Genomic DNA, 17259 nt, shown 5'->3' with positions numbered 1-17259 from the left:
CCGGCAGTTTAGCCCGCGCGCCCTGACCCAGGCGTTAAGAGACAAGGTAAAACCCGGTTAGGGCGCGATTAACTGTCGGCAGCGCGCAGCCAAGGTCGCACCCGCCGGCAGCGCGCCGACGGGTGTGACCAGGTCGAAAGAGCGATGAATGCAGAATTCCGGCCTTGGTCCCGTTCGCCTCAGTGCACCTTCTTGGGACGCCGGCGCGGCGGCGGCGATTCGTTGAAGGCGTAATAGGGATTGAGGTCGCAGGTCGCGGCAAGGCCTGACGCCGTGGCGCGGCACTGCTCCAACGAGGTGAACGAGCAGTCGAAATAGTCACTGCCTCCGCCACCAGGGCCGCCACCGACGTAGCGGTGCATGCAGACGGGATAGGCCGGATCGTATCGCTGCGCGCTGGCATCCGCTGCGCCCAGCAGCGTAAAGACCGCGGTAAGAGTGAGGAATGACAAGCGCATGGGAAACCTCGAATTGGTGACGTCGCTTCATATGACACAACATCTCGCCGTCCGCGACTGTTCCTGAGACCTGATGACGTCAAGGTGAGTGGGACGCGCAGCGCCAGAGGCGTTGCGCGATCAGCGATCTGACAACCTGGCGGTCCGAATGATGCTGCGAGGCAGCGCTAGCCGCCGAGCCCCTGCAACACCAGCCGATTCAGCCGTGCCGCGAACGCCGCCGGGTCTTCCGGCAATTCGCCGTCCAGGATCTGCGCCTGCTCGAGCAGAAGCAGGCTGATATCGTCGACGACTGTCGAGCCAGCCTGCGCCTTGGTGACCGCGGTGACCAGCGGATGGCGCAAATTGATCTCGAGGATCGGCTTGGTCTTCATGCCGCGGTTCTGCTGCGACAAGATGCGCTCGAGCTCGCGGCTCGGACCCTGGCTGTCGGCGACGAGGCAGGAGGCCGAGCTGGTCAGGCGCGTCGAGACCTTGACGTCGCTGACGCGCTCGCCCAGCGCGGCCTTGATCACCGCGATGGTGGCTGCTTCGTCCGCAGCCGGCTCGTCCTTCTTCGCCTCGTCCTTATCGTCGATACGCGGAATCAAATCGAGATTGAGATCGCCCTGGCTCAGCGACTTCAGCGGCTTGCCTTCGAAATCCGAGGGCATCGAGGTCCAGAACGCGTCGACGGGATCCGACAGCAGCAGCACCTCGATGCCGCGCGCGGTCGCAGCTTCCAGCCGCGGATTGGACTTCAGCCGCTCAATGCTGTCGCCGACGAGATAATAGATCTCGGTCTGGTTCGGTTTGAAATCGGCGATGACCTGCTTCAGCGACCGCTTCTCGCCCGACGTGGTGGTGAAGCGCGACAGTGCGAGCAGCTTTTCGCGCCGCTCGAAATCCTCGTAGATGCCTTCCTTCAGCACCGCGCCGAAGGCGTCCCAGATCTTGGCAAAATTCTCGGGGTCCTTGTCGGCAAGGCTTTCGAGCTCGGACACCACACGCGTCGCCACCGCCTTGCGGATCTGCGCCAGCTGCGGATTGTTCTGGAGCATCTCGCGCGAAATGTTGAGCGGAAGATCCTCGCTGTCGACCACGCCGCGGATGAAGCGCAGGTACCCCGGCAAGAGGTCGGCATCGTCGGTGATGAAGACGCGCCGGACGTAGAGCTTCACGCGGCCCTTGCGGTTCGGCTCGAACAGGTCGAACGGCTTGGTCGAGGGCGCGAACAGCAGCACGGCGTAGGAGTAACGTCCTTCCGCGCGGTAGTGCAGCGTCATCGCGGGATCGTCGAAGGCAGAGGCGATCTGCTGATAGGCCTTCTTGTAATCGTCAGCCGTGAGCTCGGATTTGGAGCGCTGCCACAACGCGCTCGCCGAATTGATCTGTCGCGGCTCGCCGTCTTCGGGCACGAGCTCGATCGGAAACAGGATGTTGTCGGAATAGGCGGTGACGATACGCTCGATCTCGTAGGTCTCGAGATATTTCTTGGAATCGTCCTTCAGGTGCAGGACGATCTCGGTGCCGCGCGTCAGGCGCGCCGCTTCCTCGTCGCTGGCACGGGCGATCTCGAAGCCGGAGCCGCCGGAGGACGTCCAGGTCCACACATCGCTCTCGCCGGCGCGGCGGCTGATCACGACGATCTTCTCGGCGACCATGAAGGCGGAATAGAAACCGACGCCGAACTGGCCGATCAGGCCGAGCCCATCCTTGGCCTCTTTCAATTTGGATACGAACGCCTTGGTGCCGGAGCGGGCGATGGTGCCGAGATGGTCGATCAGCTCCTGCCGCTCCATGCCGATGCCGTTGTCGGCGATCGTGAGCGTCTTGGCCGTCTTGTTCGGGATGATGCGGATCTTGAGTGCGTCGCCTTCGCCCAGCAGGGCGGGACTGGCGATGGCCTCGTAGCGCAGCTTGTCGCAGGCATCGGAGGCGTTGGAAATGAGCTCGCGGAGGAAGATGTCGGTTTCCGAATAGACGGAGTGCACCATCAGGTGCAGCAGTTCGGAAACTTCGGCCTGGAAAGGCTGCGTATGCACAGCCGTATCTGACGTCGTCATGCGCTTACCCGGTCAAACAAAAGGGAGGGAACCCGGATATAGCGCGAGGCAATGGCGGATCAAGAGGACGTGAAGTCTGGGTCCGCCACCCCCCTCGCGGAGAGGGGGTCAGGTCACGCAGCGGCCGGGCTGGAGCAGCCTTGCGACCTCGGTCAGGGAGCTGACCATCGGCTCACAGGCGATCGTCGGCTTGTTGCGAGGCTTCTTCTGGTTCTGGAGCAGCACCGGCGTCTTGGCATTGCCGGTCTCGATCACGGCGGGGACCCGCAGCAGCACCGACGTATCGGCGAGGTCGTTCAGCCGCATCGAGACGGTACGGGTGGGAACGGCTGCCGGCTTGATCTCGGCGAGCCGGTCTGTCTTGGCGACGCGGTTGACGTTATGGCCCACCGCGGCTGTGGAGCTATGGCTGGGGATGTCGGCGACCGCCTGCCAGCGGTCCGCAAGATCGTGGCCGGAGGCCAGTTGCACGGCACCGAGGGTGGCGACGACCGCAATTGCGCTCAAAAAAACCTTTTGAATCTGTGACATGGCTGCCGATCCCTCGCCCCATGGCGGGCACGGGAACAACGCCGCCGCAGGATCGGGGGTTCTCGACAGCTACGATCACTTAACCGTGTGCGAAAAATGCAGCAGACGGCAAAATATTTCGCGCGCCTTGGAACGACTTTCGCGCACAGGAGTCGTCTCAGCAGCCGGCTATTCCCCCCTGCCCCATAAGCCGGCGACGTAGGGCGCGACTGTGGTGATGCCAGTCGCGCCTTACTTTTATCTGGGGCCTACTTTCGCCTTTCCTGCCAGCCACTCCCGGCCCTCGCCATAGAGCTTCTCGACCTCGGGGCCGATCAGGCCCGGCATGTCGCGCTTCACCTTGTAGCCGATCAGCTCCTGCATGTAGGCGAGGTGGCGGTAGCCCTCGGGGAGTGCAGCCAGCGCATCCTGGTCGAGCCGAAGCGTCGCGGCGGGATCGACCGGGTCGATGCGGTCCTTCTCGTAGATGGGCTGGCGGCGGACGATGCCCCATTTGCCGATACCTGATGGGTCGTCCCGCTTCTCCAGGAAATCGTAGAAGCGTCCGGTGCAGACGACGTCGCAGAGCACGTCGTGCACGAGGCCGCGCTGCGAGATGGTCATCTTGGTCTGCGCGATCGCTCGCGCACCCGCAAGATCGATGCTGGTGCCGCCGAGGAAATGCAGGATGCGCACGCCCCTGGCAAAACCCTCCTGGCTGACCCGCATGAAATCCCGGGCCGGCCCCTGAAACCAGGTCGCGGACATCCAGCCTTCTTCGTGCCAAACGTGGCAAAGCGCTCCCAGTCGCCGGCATCGCGCCACACCGCCCAGTTCTCGACGAGATCGCGGATGGCGAGACGATCGAGGAGTTGCTGGTCCATGGACACGTCTCCGATTGGCGTGGTCGCACGCGCAGCTGCTACATGAGCTATGGGCGGCGAATTCAGCGTCCGTCAAGCGGGCCGGCGGCATGAAAAAAATCCGGCGTGCCTTGGGCACGCCGGACTTCGCTATTGGGACGGCCGCAGGCGCCTTGTTACGCCGCAGGCGCTTTGGGCGTGCGATTGCGCGAGTTACGCTGGAAGAACAGGGCCTGGCTCGCCACCGCCGATACCATCGCGGGCTGGAACGGCTTTGAGATCAGGAACGCCGGCTCGGGACGCTCGCCGGTGAGGAAGCGCTCCGGATAGGCGGTGATGAACACCACCGGCACCTCGAAGGTGCGCAGGAGCTCGTTGACGGCGTCCAGGCCGGACGAGCCGTCGGCAAGCTGGATATCGGCAAGGATCAGGCCGGGCCGCTTGTTCTTGGCCAGCGCCACCGCATCGGCATGGGTGCGCGCGACGCCGACGACGTTGTGGCCGAGATTCTTCACCAGGCTCTCGAGGTCCATGGCGATGAAGGTCTCGTCCTCGATGATCAGCACGTCGGTGGCGATCTCGGCGGCCATCTCGCGTCCGGCTGCGTCCGCAAGACGGCGCGTCTCGGCAACATCGGTGCCGAGAATGAACGCGACTTCCTCTTCCGAAAAGCCCTCGAGCGAGAGCAGCAGGAAGGCTTGGCGCGGCAGCGGGGTGATGTTCGACAGCCGCCGTTCCGGCGGCATCGGCAAGGTCGTCACCTCGGCATCGTCGTTGATCGAGACTGAATTCCAGATCTGGGTGAAGAGCCGGAACAGGCCGGCCCGGGGCCCATGGTTCTCGTCGAGCACCGACGGATCGCCCAGCATGGCTTCCAACATGGCGGCGACATAGGCGTCACCGGAGGCCTGGCTGCCTGTCAGAGCCCGCGCGTACCTGCGCAACAACGGCAAGTGTTCAGCAACTACCTGTGAACGGGACATCCCCACTCCATTCGTCTTCGGGCCAACCTTGAGGTCCAATCCTGAGGTCAGGCATTACGCGGGGGGCCCAGGTTCCCCTGCTGGGCTGTCTACGCCTCACGACAACAAAAGTTCCGCCAAGCTGGGAACTTTTTGGCGTAGCTGGAATTGTGCCTATCCAGGGAACGGCTCCCGGTTGAGAAAACTTCTCGATTTTACAGTCACTTAACTCGGGGAAACGTGGAACAGGTCATGAAAGATCTCAAGTCTCAAGCCAGCAGAAGCACGACCCCCGGCAAGGGAGGCCTGACTCCGGAGATTCAATCCCGGATCGGGCACCAGTTGCGCGCCATGTACGACGATGTCGTGCGACAGGGGGTTCCGGATCGGTTCGCAGAACTGATCAAGAAGCTTGATGCGCCGGGAGCGTCACCCCACGTAGAAAATGAGGGCGGATCCAACGACAACAACAATGGGAGGGATTAATGCCTCTCACGGACTCCCTGCGTAACGACATCTTGGCGGCCGTGCCCAGTCTGCGCGCCTTCGCCATCTCGCTCAGCGGCAATGCGGACCGCGCCGACGATTTGGTCCAGGAGACGCTGCTGCGTGCGCTCGCCAACATCGACTCGTTCCAGCCCGGCTCCAACCTGCCGGCCTGGCTATTCACGATCCTGCGCAATTTGTTCCGGTCGGACTATCGCAAGCGGCGGCGCGAGGTCGAAGATGCCGAGGGTAATTACGCCAAGACGCTGAAGACCCAGCCCTCGCAGAATGCGCACCTCGAATTCGAGGAGTTTCGCACCGCGCTCGACAAGCTTCCGCAGGATCAGCGTGAAGCCTTGATCCTGGTCGGCGCGTCCGGCTTCTCCTATGAGGACGCGGCCTCGATCTGCGGCTGCGCAGTCGGCACCATCAAGAGCCGCGTGAACCGCGCCCGCTCGAAGCTCGCCGCGCTGCTCTATGTCGACGGCGCCGAGGATTTTGGGCCTGACGAGACCGTGCGGGCCGTGATCGGCGGCAGCGGCGGCTGACCGCCGCCGTCAATCGCACCGGAACGAGACGAAGACGGCCGCTTCCACGGCTGTCTTCGCACGCGATGCGTCCGGCTCACGTCGCGATCACACATCCACGAATGTTGCGGTCTCGGCCACGCTCGCCCGCGAGGTGCGGTAGCTGTTGACCTTGTGCGCATGGTCCGCATAGCCGAACGAGATGCCGCAGACGACACGGCGGTCATCGGGCAGATCGAAGTGGCGGCGGATCAGGCCGGAATGCCGCGCCAGCGCGGCCTGCGGAATGGTGCCGAGCCCGAGCGCCTGCGCCGCCAGCACGAAGTTGGAGACATAGGCGCCGCAATCGATCGCACCGTAGATGCCGAGCGGCTCGTTGGTGTGGATGATGGCGACATGCGGTGCGCCGAAGAAATTGTAGTTCTCCAGCGCCTGCTTGGCATAGGCCGCCTTGTCGCCGCGGGCGATGCCGAGCGTGTTGTAGAGCTGGAAGCCGCTCTCGCGGCGGCGATCGAGATAGACCCCGACATATTCGCGCGGTGGCGTGAAGTCGTAGTCATCGCCGAGGCCCTTCGAGGCCTCCGCGTAGATCGCCTTGCGAAAGCGCTCCTTGGCCTCGCCGCTGGCGATGATGACCTGCCAGGGCTGGCTGTTGCACCAGGACGCCGTGCGCTGCGCGGTCGCCAGCACATGCTCGATGGTGGCGCGATCGACCTCCTTGGGGAGAAATGCGCGAACGGAGTAGCGCTCGTTGAGGAGCTCCTCGAGCACCCCGATGCGGTCGTTCTGTCTCACTTGTGCGTCCATCACTCAGCTCGCCCTTTTTTCTTTTGGTTGGGCAGAGGCGCCAAGCGCCGTCCCACCACCATACTTACCTCGATGCACCTGCATATGGTAGGCATGCTATGTTTTGCCCACCCTGCACGAGCGGTGACCGTGACGACTACTTGGTCAGCAGGGCATAGGCGCCGGTCCAGCCCTCCGGCGGCGGATCGATCTGGAAATCCTTGATCCGCGCCTCGTAAAGCCTGAACAGCTTCTCCAGCGTGTCGGCGTCCTCGCTCTTGCGGCCGCGCTCGATGGCATCCAGGGCGCCCTGCCAGTCGCGGCTGCGGTAGCAGCCGAGCATCTCGATGGTGATGTTGCGCAGGCGCTGGAACGCGGCCGAATGCATCACGTCCTCGCGGCCGGCGATGGCGTAGATCACTTCCGGCTCGGTCTTGCCCTTAACCATGATGAAGTCGAGCTCGAGGATCGCGAATTTCTCCTTGGCGGCGAGTGCCGTGCGCGAGCCCACGATGATCGGAAATCCGTATGCCTTCGACTGGCCCTCGAGGCGCGAGGCCAGGTTCACGCTGTCGCCGAGCACCGAATAGTTCTTCTTCAGGTCGGACCCCATGTTGCCGACCACGCCGATGCCGGTGTTGAGACCGATGCCAACATTGAGCGGGATATAGACGTGACCGCCGTCGGCGGCCTCCTGCTCGCGCTCCTTGTTGACCTCGTCGATCTGCTCGAGCATCTGGATCGCGGCTTCGCAGGCGTTGATCTCGTGCTCGGCGTCGTCGAGCGGCGCGTTCCAGAACGCCATGATGGCGTCGCCCATGTACTTGTCGATATAGCCCTTGCGGTCGATGATGACGTCGGTCAGCGGCGTCAGGAAGCGGTTCATCAGCTCGATCAGCCCCTGCGGATCGTGCTTGTAGCTCTCGGAGATCGTGGTGAAGCCGCGCACGTCGGAGAACATGATCGTCATCTCGCGTTCCTCGCCGCCGAGCACGAGCTTTTCCGGCGACTGCGCCAGCTGCTCGACCAGCACAGGCGACATGTATTGCGCGAATTGCCCGCGGATCTGCACGCGCTGACGCTGCTCGCGCACGAAGCTCGCAAAGATCAGCGTCAGGTAGACTGCGGTCGTCGACAGCAGCGGATAGGTGAAGTCGATGAGATAGCGGTGCTGCGTGTAGGAGAACCAGGACACGCCGATCAGGATGGCCGCGAAGGCCGCGCCCACCAGCACGAGGCGGACGGGGCCGAGATTCGGCGTGAAGATGATGACGAGCAGGCCGATGATCAGCGCCGCGATCAGCTCGACGCCCAGGGCATAGTTCGGCTGCGAGATCACCGCGCGGCTCAGCACGCCCTCCAGCACCTGGGCATGGATCTCGACACCCGGCATGGCCCGGGACACCGGCGTGGTCTTGATGTCGTTCAAGCCGCCCGCGGAAGTGCCGACCAGCACCAGCTTGCCGGCAAACCTCGTGGGCGGCACCGCATTGTCGAGCACGTCGACCGCGGAGACGTAGATCGAAGGATCCCGGCGGGCATAGTGCACCCAGAGCTGACCGTTCTTGTCGGTCGGAACCTCCAAACCCTTGAGGCGGATCGACTTGATGCCCGTCTTATCGGTACGGACCAGCAGGGTCGGCGTGCCCGTGACGACGCGCAGGATCTCGAGGCTGAGTGAGGGCATGATGTTGCCCTGGGCGCGCATGATCATCGGCACGCGGCGGATCAATCCGTCACGCTCGGTCCGGATCGAGAACAGGCCGCGGCCGGCCGCGGCCCTCTCGATGACCGGCACGTTGCGGAGCAAGCCGGGAAATTCGAACAGGAAACGCTCGGCCCCGTCCTCCCCCACCGTGGCCACCCCCGTGAACGGCAGCGACTTGTCGAGCTCGGACAAGACCTCCGGAAGCCCGGTCTCGCCCAGCACGACGAGCGAGCGCTTGATCGCGTCGGCGAGGATCTGATCGTTGCTCGGCAGCTCACGCAGCTTGGCGCGGGTCGCGTCGTCGAGATAGCGCATCTGGCTCGCGATCTGATCCGGGTTGAGCCGGTCGGCTTCGGAGAAGACCATGTCGAAGCCGATCGCCACCGCGCCGTTGTTGGTGAGGTTCTGGACCATGTCGGCGATGCGCGTGCGCGGCCAGGGCCACTGGCCGAGCCTGGCGAGGCTCTTGTCGTCGATATCGACGATGACGACCGGCCGCGCCGCCTTCTCGCGCGGATCGATCAATTGAAACATGTCGAAGGTGCGCAGCCGCAATTCCTGGATCGGCGGCGGATCCCACAGGCGCGCGCCCGCGAACAAGACCAGCAGCGCAAGGCAGATCAGCCGCGCAAGGCCGAACTTCCGCGCAAACCACCGCCGCAGGATTTTGAAACGCTTCATGCCAGTCAGACTTCCTGACCCAGATCATGCCGGGCGCACCGATCATGAAGCGTCGGCGTGCGATTGGCTATTCCCCGAGTGCTGAGGATTATGGATTTTTTGCCGCGGTCGAGGTGCAAACCGGAAGCGCCGCCTGCTTCCACTAGCCGACGTGAGTGCCGAAGATGAAATCGCTGGACTGGAGATTCGCGACGGCGACACCCTTGAGCAGGATCGTCTCGTGGCTATCCAGCGTAAGCAACGTGCCGCCATCCTGCGCGGCGGTCGGGGCAAGGTCGTTCAAGGAGCTGATGCCGCTGAACTGCCGCAGGTCGAGCTTGTCGAGGCCGTACTCGAAATCATTCACGGTGTGCTGAACCGAATCCTGCGACGAGGCCGGTGCGAATACGAACTGATCCTTGGCACTGCCGCCGATCAGCGTATCACTCGACTCGGTCGCGAAAATGACGTCCTTGCCGGCGGTACCTTGCAGGGTCATGCCCTGGCTCTCGGCTCCTTCGACGAAGATGAAGTTCACCGTGTCCGAGCGGCCCGCCGAATCGGCAACGGTCAGCGTGATCTGATCGGTGGCTGGCAGTCCCGCCTCGGGATCAGCGCCGGTCGGCTCGTAGACGATGCCCGCGCCTTGCGCGAGGGCGGTGTTGATCTGCTCGAGCGTGCCGGTCGTCGGATAAACACTTGCGAGGCTGACGTCCGGATTCGCGGTCGACAGCGTGACCGTGAAAGTGTCCGTCGCAGCGCCGGGATCGGCGTCCATGACGACGAGGTCGGTAATGATCTCGTTGCTGTTCTCGGTGATGTGCTCGACCTGGAAGCTCTCGGTGTTGATGACCGGGCCCGCACCGTCGTCCGCACCGGTCACGTTCACCTTGAGCGTTGCCGTGTCGGTCGCACCATGGATATCCGTGGTCTGGACCGTGAACGTATCGACATACGATCCGTCCGCCAACGCATTGATCGCAGCATCATTCGGAACGTAGCTATAGCTGCCGTTGGAATTGACCGTCAGCGAGCCGTAGAGTCCCGCGACCGTCGTGGCCGCCTGGTGATCTGAATTGAGGACGGCATAGGTCAGCGTCGCCGTCTCACCGCTGTCGGCGTCGGTCCCCGCCAGTTGCCCGGTGAGATTGGAGAAGGTGTCGTCGTCAGCGGTGTCCGTGAGCGGGCCGATGTGGAGATCGGACAGCGTCGGTGCGTCGTTCGTGCCGGTGATGTTGATGGTCACGACCGCGCTAGTGCCAAAGCCCTGAGCATCCGACGGAACGATGGTGTATTGCAGCGATAGCGTCTGACCGGCGGCGAGGAAGTCGAAGGCCTGGCCGGCCGAGTTGAATTGCCAGGTAAACTGGGCGTGGGTCGCCGTGCCGTTGAGAATGTCGCCGGACGGCACGGTCAGATAGTTCAGGAGATCGGCATGCGACAGCCCGCCGACGCTGCCCGTTTGCAACACGTTGTCGAGCTTAACCTGCACCGCATCGACCGATACCGTGACGTGATCGGTCGCGTCGACGTCGGAGACCGCCAGCACGCCATGCGAGAGCTGGCCGCCATTGGTCTCCGTCAGATCGGCAAATGCGCCGCCCGGCCCGGAGGTCCCGCTGGCCCAATCCGCATCACCTTCAATGGCGAGGCTCTTGGTTGGGTTGACCGTGTTGGAGGCCGTGCTCCCGCTGCCGTCGCCAAGCGTATAATAGGCGGCCAGATTGGCCTCGTTGCCGGTGAGCGCGGTGAAGTCGTACGACTGGATTTGCGCCTGCGTGAGTGCGGTGGTCCAGACGCTGACATCGGCGATCGAGCCGGTGAAGCCTTGCGTACCGAAGCCCGGAGCGTACCTGCCGCTCGCCGCTCCGATCATCATGTAGGACGGCTCCTGAGCGCCAGCGATCGCGTTGACGCCGCCACTGTGGGAATAGACGGCGTTGCCATCGACATAAAGCGTGAAGATGCCGTCGTCACGCGTCAAGGCGAGGTTATGCCATTGCCCCGCAGTAAGCGCGAAGCCGGTATCCTGGATCTCGACGCCGCCCTCGAGAATCGCGATCTCCAGCTTGCCGCTGATGACAGTGCCCATGAGGCCGAAACCGGTGGTCGAGGTATTGCCATTGTAGAACAAGACCTGGCTGGCGGAGGCAGCGTCTCCGTTCCAGTTCACCCAGCCGTCCAGCGTCACGTCGTCGGTGGCGATCGTCGGTACGTCGCCGACCGCGATGGTCGCACCGTCGAAGTTCATGTAGTCGGACGTCACATAGGAGACGGTCGGCGCATCGTTGGTGCCGGTGATGGTGACGGTGACGTCTTGCGTGACAGTCGCGTTGTGATTGTCCTTGAAGGTGACGGTGTAGACCTGAGTTATGGTCTGCCCTTCCGCCAGCGACTGCAGCACGGGATCGTTGTTGTCGAGCGTGAAGTGCCAGTCGAGCGTCGCGCCGGTGCTGGTGTCGGCGTTGGATTCGGACACCGCGCCGATGGAGAAGGTGCCGATATTCGTGCTGTCGTCCTCGAATCCCGGCAGAGCCGAACTGACGGACGATGACTTGAACTGCACCTGCGCCGTATGGGTGTCGATCAGGTCAACGTCCTGGATCGCCAGCGTACCGCTGGTCGTCAGCGAGGCGCCGTCATCCTCGGTAACCGCACCCGTTGCCGCCTCGGGATCGCTCGTGATCGTCGGCGCGTCGTTGGCGCCGTTGATCGTGACAGTGACGTCCTGGGAGACCTGCGCACCGTGATCGTCAGTAAAGGTGACGGTGTAGACCTGGGTGATGGTCTGGCCATGCGCCAGCGATTGCAGCACCGCATTGTCGTTGTCGAGGCTGAAGTGCCAGCCCAGCGTCGCGCTGTTGTCGGTATCGGTGTTGAACTCCGCGACCTCGCAATCGATCGTGAAGGTGCCGAGCGGCGCATTACCATCGAAGCCCGGCAGATGCGCGTTCGACGTCGCCGACTTGAATGCGGCCTGCGCGGTGTGGGTGTCGATCAGATCGAGATCCTGAATCGCGAGCGTGCCCTCGATCGACAGCGTCGCGCAGGCATCCTCGGTGACGCTGCCCTTTGCAGCGTCTGCATCACTCGTGATGGTCGGCGTGTCATTGGTGCCGGTGATGGTGACCGTGACGTCCCGGGTGACGGTGCCACCGTGATGGTCGTCGACGGTCACGGTGTAGACTTGGGTGATGGTCTGGCCTTCGGCCAGCGACTGCAGCACCGGATCGTTGTCGTTGAGCGTGAAGGTCCAGCCCACTGATCCGCGCGTGCTGACACCCGGACTCTCGCTCACCGCGGTCAGCGCGAAGGTCCCGATAGGCGAGGTGCCGTTGCCGAAGCCGGGCAGATGCGCGTTCGACGTCGTCGACTTCAGGACGTAACTGGCAGTGTGCGTATCCGTGAGATCGGGGTCGTTGAAGGCGACGGTGCCGTTCGCCGTCAGGGTTGCCGCCGTATCCTCTGTCACTTCTCCGGTGGGCGTCGTCGAGTCCTCGACGATCGTCGGCACGTCGTTGGTGCCCTCGACATTGACGTCCGCACCGTCGATGGACACGGTGATCGGCGTGCTGACGACGCCGCCGTGCCCGTCATCGACCTGCACCACATAGTTGAGGATCAGCTTCTCGTCCTCGGCCAGGAAGTCGAAGAGATGGTCGGGAACGCTGTAGGTCCAGGTGGCCGTGCCGTTGTTGCTGTTTCCGGCACCCTGAACCACGGTCAGCGGCACTTTGACGGCAGCGATCGCCGCGAGTTGCTCCGGCGTCAGGGATGCGGTGATATCGTTGCCTTCGGCATCGAGATATTTGAACGGCTCGACGGACGAGAGCGCCGCGCTCACGATCGGCCGGTCCGTCAGATCGACGTCGGTGAAGGTGACCGTGCCCGTGATGATGTCCAGCGCCTCGTTGCCGGTCCCGACCTGTTCGACGACGGTGCCGCCTGACGTCGCAACGGTAGGCTTGTCGTTCGTTCCCGTGATCGTGATGGTGATCGGGATGAACCTGGACTCGGGGTTCACCGTGAAATTGGTGTCGACGCGGACCATGTAGGTCAGCGTCAGGGTTTCGCCGGCCGCGAGGAAGTCGAAAACGTGGTCGGGGATCGTGTAGGTCCAGACCGCCGAGCCGTTGTTGTTGTTGGCGGGGTCGGGGACGACGCTGATCTGGATCTGCGTCGCCGCGATGCCCTGCTTCTGGAGCTCCGAGAGGGAGCCGGTGACGTCGTTCTGGCCCGCGGTTTTGTAGACGTAGTTCGGCGCCTCGGCGAGGCTGATGCTCACCGTCGGCCGGTCGCCGAGGTTCTGATCGACGAACCTGATCACGCCGGAAATCGTGTCGGCGCGCGTGTCGCCGGTCGTGTCCGCACGCTCCGTCAACGCGAACGCCGTCTTCACGTTGCCGCTCGCGTCGAAGCTCTGCGCGATCGGCTGGCCGGGAATGCGTACGATGAGCGGCGTGGAGGTGGTGGGCGTCTCCGATCCCTGCGGATTGAGATTGACGAATGTTGCGGTGGCGCTAGGGCCGGACGACGATTTGAGTAACACCTCATAGCCGAACGGCGTGATCGTATCGGTGTAGTTCGTGGTCAGCTTGGTGTTGGTGTTGTTGTCGGTAAACTTCAGCGTGAACACGTCCGTGATCAGCTTCTGCACCTCCGGCGACATCAGTGCATTGGTGATCGAGACGTTGCCGCCGCTGATCTGGATCATCTGGCCGGCCTGGTTGACCGTCGCGATCGGCAGCAGCGTGACCTTGTCGAACAGGATGTAGGAGCCGGTCGTGCCGTTCGGCTCGACCAGCACCTGGAAGCTCGCCTGCGGCTGCGGATCGCCGCCGCCGGCGGGAACGACGAAGTTGATCTGGGTCAGCACCGCCGTGCCGCGGATGCCCATGGTGGCGACCGGCGTGTCGACCTTCATGTCGCCGCGCTTGGCGGTTTCGCCGGCGACGAAGGTGATGGTGCCCGCGACCAGGCTGAGCAGCGAGGAATTGTTCGACCCGTTGGGGTCGTAGACCATCTCGTTCAGCACCATCCGCGCGTTGGAGGACAGGCCGAACACGGTGCCGTCAATGAAGGTGATGCCGAGCGTCGAGTCGGCCCCGGTCGAGACCACGTCGCCCTTCTCGACGTTGTCGCCATTGTTCAGGATGACCGAGACGCCGTTGCGGATCGCGGTCGCGCTTCCCACGAGCTTGGTGACGTGACCGATGACCTGGCCCGCACCGGCACCGGGCGCGGCCTGGGCAACCTGGACATGGCCGGTGAGGGCGTTGACGACGTCGCCGCTGAGGTGGGCACCGTCGGGCGAAGCGAGCGCGGCGCGCTTGTCGCCCCTGAAATAATCGTGAACGACGAACTCATGACCGTCGTGGGACAGCACAAGGTCGAGCCCGGCACGCTTGAACTCACCGTTGAAGATCAGATTGGGGTCGGGAACGACGAACGCGCCGTCGGGCGCGTGACCGTTCGCCTTTGCGGTAAAAGAATCGATATTTGCCCCGACGGGCGAGCGGGAACCCTGGCCGTCCAAAGAAATCGCGCCGTCAAATTGGCCAGCGTAATTCAACCGGGCACCGTATAAAGGGTTAAAATTTAAGTAAGTATCGACCGCCTAAGCTTGCATAGCATTAGCAAGTCCTTAGCGATACCATCTATTGCTTGTGTGATTTCGCATCACTTGGCCCCGGAAGGCCCCACGGCGTGGCGCCGCGACAGAGGAGTGAAAGTAATTCCTCAAATATTCGTATGTCGAATTCAGCCTGTTTCCACGCATTTCCAGTCATCCAAAGTAACCTGCTGTATAGTTACGAAGCAGATACTTTCATCATCTTTCCTTCGCGAGCTCCCGCAGCATCCTGCGGCAAATACGGAGTTAAATCTGTGACCTATCTAACAGAACCCCATGAAATGGGGGTTGTTAGCCATAGGACCCAGATTCGGCACTGCCACAACCTGTGTCTGCAATTGGCTCCATTTCGCGGCAACGCGACACCTCCTAGCCGGCGAATCGTAAAATTTTACGCAATTTCGGTAGGCCCATTTCAGCCTGTCACCCGGTTTTGGAACCCCTGCCGGGCGCGTTAAGCAGAACAAAACGGCCCGTCTCGCACTATCTCCGCGAAAGCAACAAAGCCCGGCACGTCGAGATCGAGGGGGATCTCGTGAAGCCTGGGAAGGGGATGTCAGATGGAGACCGCTGCTCGCTCGCGCGCCTGGCGCGCAATCCTTGTCATGTGCGGCTTGATCCTGCTCGGATCGGCCGCCGAGCTTCGCGCCGGCACGCTGCTGTCGCCCGGCGCCGGCGTCCTAGTGCGCAAATCCGCCGAACCGTTCGGCGTGTTCGCCTTCGCCATCTCGTCCGGTAGCCTGCAGCAGAGATGGTTCGTGCTGAAGGACAAGCTCGACGACGACATGGTGCAGCTCGCGCTGTGTGACGGCGACCGGGACAATTGCGCTTCACCGGCAGCGCTCGAGCTGCTCGCCATAGTCGACCACGCCCGCGCCCGCGACGGTCGCGCGCGGCTCGGCGAGGTCAACCGCGCCATCAATCTCGCCATCCATGCCGCCAATGATGGCACCGACGACGTCTGGAGCTCGCCGCTTTCGACCTTCGCGCGCGGGACCGGCGATTGCGAGGACTATGCCATCGCCAAGCTGGCCGCGTTGCGGCTGGCGGGAATTGCCTCTGAGGACCTCCGCATCGTTGTGGTGCGAGACGTCAGGGCCGGCGAGGCGCACGCAATTGCCGCGGCAAAGCTCGACGGGCAATGGCTGATGCTGGACAATCGCCGCATGGCGATGGTCAAGGATGACGCGACGCGGAGCTATCAGCCACTGTTCGTGCTCCACCAGTCGGCCGTGCTGAAATATGTCGACGAGCCGGTGCAGGTCTCGATGGCGGCCGCCGAGGCACGTTGATTGTTCGTAGCTGGATAGAGCGCAGCAAAATCCGGGACTCTTACCACTCGCACCGGCCCCGGATTAAGCTTGCGCTCCATCCGGGCTACAGACCTTCCACTGCTCGTCCCCACAAACCCATTTCACCGCGCAAGACCAGACGCTAGCATGGCGCCTTCCGTGCGGGGGCGACTTGGAATGCGATTCATCGTGCTGTCTGTGCTTGCGCTGCTGGCATTGCCGGCGGTGCCCGCGTCCGCGCAATCCGACCGCGCGATCGCCGACAGGCTGCCGCTGTTTGCCAGGAACAACTGCCAGCCGATTCGCGACCCCGGCAACCAATTGTTCTGCGGTGATGCCGCGCTTGCCGCCGCCGCCGAGAAGCTGAGCATCGCGATCGAGGAGCGGCTCGCCCGCCTGCCGGATCGCCTGCCCGCTATCGAGGAGAATGCGATCTGGGTCCGCCAACGCAACCTCAGCTGCGGCATCGTCGGCCAGACCGCGATCCGCCCCGACCAATTCGAGACGGTCAAGGCGTGCCTGCTCAAGGTCACCGAGGAGCGCGCCGCGATCGTTCGCGATCCGGATTTCGACTGCCTTGCGGCCAACACTGCTGCGGGCGCGGTGATCTGCGCAGACCCCTCGCTGACGCTTGCCGAAACCGAGCTCAACGGCCAGGTGCTCGGCCTGATCGGCAATTGGACCCGACTGCGGCACGCTTTGCCTTCGCCGAATATGGACGGTGGACGCGCGAGCGCGACCGCAAATGCAATCTGGTCGGCAAGGAGAACGTGCCGCTGCAGGAGCTGGAATCCGCGGAGGACTGTCTCGCCGACCATTTGAAGCGCAAGACAGATGAAATCCGCGCCGCGAAGGGCGATCCCAAAAAAGTGTTCGGCCGGCAGGTCGCGGCCCGCATTCCCGACGCCGACGCCGTCGATTTCTGCGCCGCGCGGATTCATGCGGCCAATTCCTGCGGCAACTTCCTGCGCATCAACCGCGTCTATGCGCTCGACAGCCAGGTGACCGACCAGGAGGCACAGGTCACGGGCGAAATCGAAATGGCCGTGCTCGCTCCCTTCACCGTGTGCAGCAGGATCGCCTCCATCTGCACCGGCACCTGCTGGGACGCCACGACGGGTCGGCCGCAGCAGGGAGCCGGCAACAAGACGCGCCCAGCAGACGTCTTCAACGTCACGCGCCGGCTGAGGGTCCAGCGAACCTTCGCCTTCGTCAAAGCCGCCGACGGCTGGCGCTGCCGGGAAGACGAGCTCGCCCCGGTGAATTCGGGCACCGCGGGCGGAGGATCGTAGGGGCCCTTCTCCCTCTCCCCGTTCTTACGGGGAGAGGG

The 17259-nt window shown here is 63.4% G+C and carries 10 protein-coding genes and 2 pseudogenes; 4 read left to right on the top strand and 8 right to left on the bottom strand.

Going from position 1 to position 17259, the window contains the following annotated elements; translation table 11 throughout:
* Positions 1–179: 179 nt before the first annotated feature.
* The 5 genes and pseudogenes from XF30_RS07945 to XF30_RS07925 all read right to left on the bottom strand — a co-directional run bounded on the left by XF30_RS07945 (position 180) and on the right by XF30_RS07925 (position 4859).
* Positions 180–458, bottom strand: coding sequence for a DUF3551 domain-containing protein (locus XF30_RS07945; protein ID WP_035997672.1), 279 nt, complete (start codon positions 456–458; stop codon positions 180–182).
* Positions 459–625: 167 nt separating this feature from the next.
* The gene (gene htpG, locus XF30_RS07940) at positions 626–2503 is read right to left on the bottom strand and encodes a molecular chaperone HtpG (protein WP_057028230.1); all 1878 of its coding nucleotides are present in this window, start codon (positions 2501–2503) and stop codon (positions 626–628) included.
* Positions 2504–2611: 108 nt separating this feature from the next.
* Positions 2612–3034, bottom strand: coding sequence for a hypothetical protein (locus XF30_RS07935; RefSeq protein WP_109142370.1), 423 nt, complete (start codon positions 3032–3034; stop codon positions 2612–2614).
* 237 nt (positions 3035–3271) lie between these two features.
* Positions 3272–3897 (bottom strand): annotated as a pseudogene (locus tag XF30_RS07930) (nuclear transport factor 2 family protein).
* Positions 3898–4052: 155 nt separating this feature from the next.
* Positions 4053–4859, bottom strand: coding sequence for a response regulator (locus XF30_RS07925; RefSeq protein ID WP_035997648.1), 807 nt, complete (start codon positions 4857–4859; stop codon positions 4053–4055).
* A 231-nt stretch (positions 4860–5090) separates the two neighbouring features.
* On the opposite strand from XF30_RS07925, the gene XF30_RS07920 reads away from it, so the two are divergent.
* Both XF30_RS07920 and XF30_RS07915 read left to right on the top strand, forming a co-directional pair.
* Entirely contained in the window at positions 5091–5324 is a 234-nt protein-coding gene (locus XF30_RS07920; protein ID WP_025032292.1) for a NepR family anti-sigma factor, read from the top strand.
* Positions 5324–5872, top strand: coding sequence for a sigma-70 family RNA polymerase sigma factor (locus tag XF30_RS07915; RefSeq protein ID WP_018316216.1), 549 nt, complete (start codon positions 5324–5326; stop codon positions 5870–5872). Before XF30_RS07920 ends, XF30_RS07915 begins: the two co-directional genes overlap by 1 nt.
* Before the next feature lie 87 nt (positions 5873–5959).
* Here XF30_RS07915 and XF30_RS07910 read toward each other — a convergent pair whose 3' ends face one another.
* The 3 genes from XF30_RS07910 to XF30_RS07900 all read right to left on the bottom strand — a co-directional run bounded on the left by XF30_RS07910 (position 5960) and on the right by XF30_RS07900 (position 14577).
* Entirely contained in the window at positions 5960–6658 is a 699-nt protein-coding gene (locus tag XF30_RS07910) for a nitroreductase (RefSeq protein ID WP_035997645.1), read from the bottom strand.
* Positions 6659–6794: 136 nt separating this feature from the next.
* Positions 6795–9026 carry a CHASE2 domain-containing protein gene (locus tag XF30_RS07905; protein ID WP_109142369.1) on the bottom strand — a complete coding sequence of 744 codons (2232 nt, stop codon included), beginning with the start codon at positions 9024–9026 and terminating at the stop codon, positions 6795–6797.
* 142 nt (positions 9027–9168) lie between these two features.
* Positions 9169–14577 carry a VCBS domain-containing protein gene (locus tag XF30_RS07900; protein ID WP_109142368.1) on the bottom strand — a complete coding sequence of 1803 codons (5409 nt, stop codon included), beginning with the start codon at positions 14575–14577 and terminating at the stop codon, positions 9169–9171.
* Positions 14578–15197: 620 nt separating this feature from the next.
* On the opposite strand from XF30_RS07900, the gene XF30_RS07895 reads away from it, so the two are divergent.
* Both XF30_RS07895 and XF30_RS39930 read left to right on the top strand, forming a co-directional pair.
* Entirely contained in the window at positions 15198–15929 is a 732-nt protein-coding gene (locus XF30_RS07895) for a transglutaminase-like cysteine peptidase (RefSeq protein WP_109142367.1), read from the top strand.
* 177 nt (positions 15930–16106) lie between these two features.
* Positions 16107–17221: pseudogene (locus tag XF30_RS39930) on the top strand (lysozyme inhibitor LprI family protein).
* Positions 17222–17259 lie beyond the last annotated feature (38 nt).

Source organism: Bradyrhizobium sp. SUTN9-2 (assembly GCF_003122645.1).
In the GTDB taxonomy this organism is placed as follows: domain Bacteria; phylum Pseudomonadota; class Alphaproteobacteria; order Rhizobiales; family Xanthobacteraceae; genus Bradyrhizobium; species Bradyrhizobium yuanmingense.
This window is presented reverse-complemented; position numbering and strand designations above follow the sequence as displayed.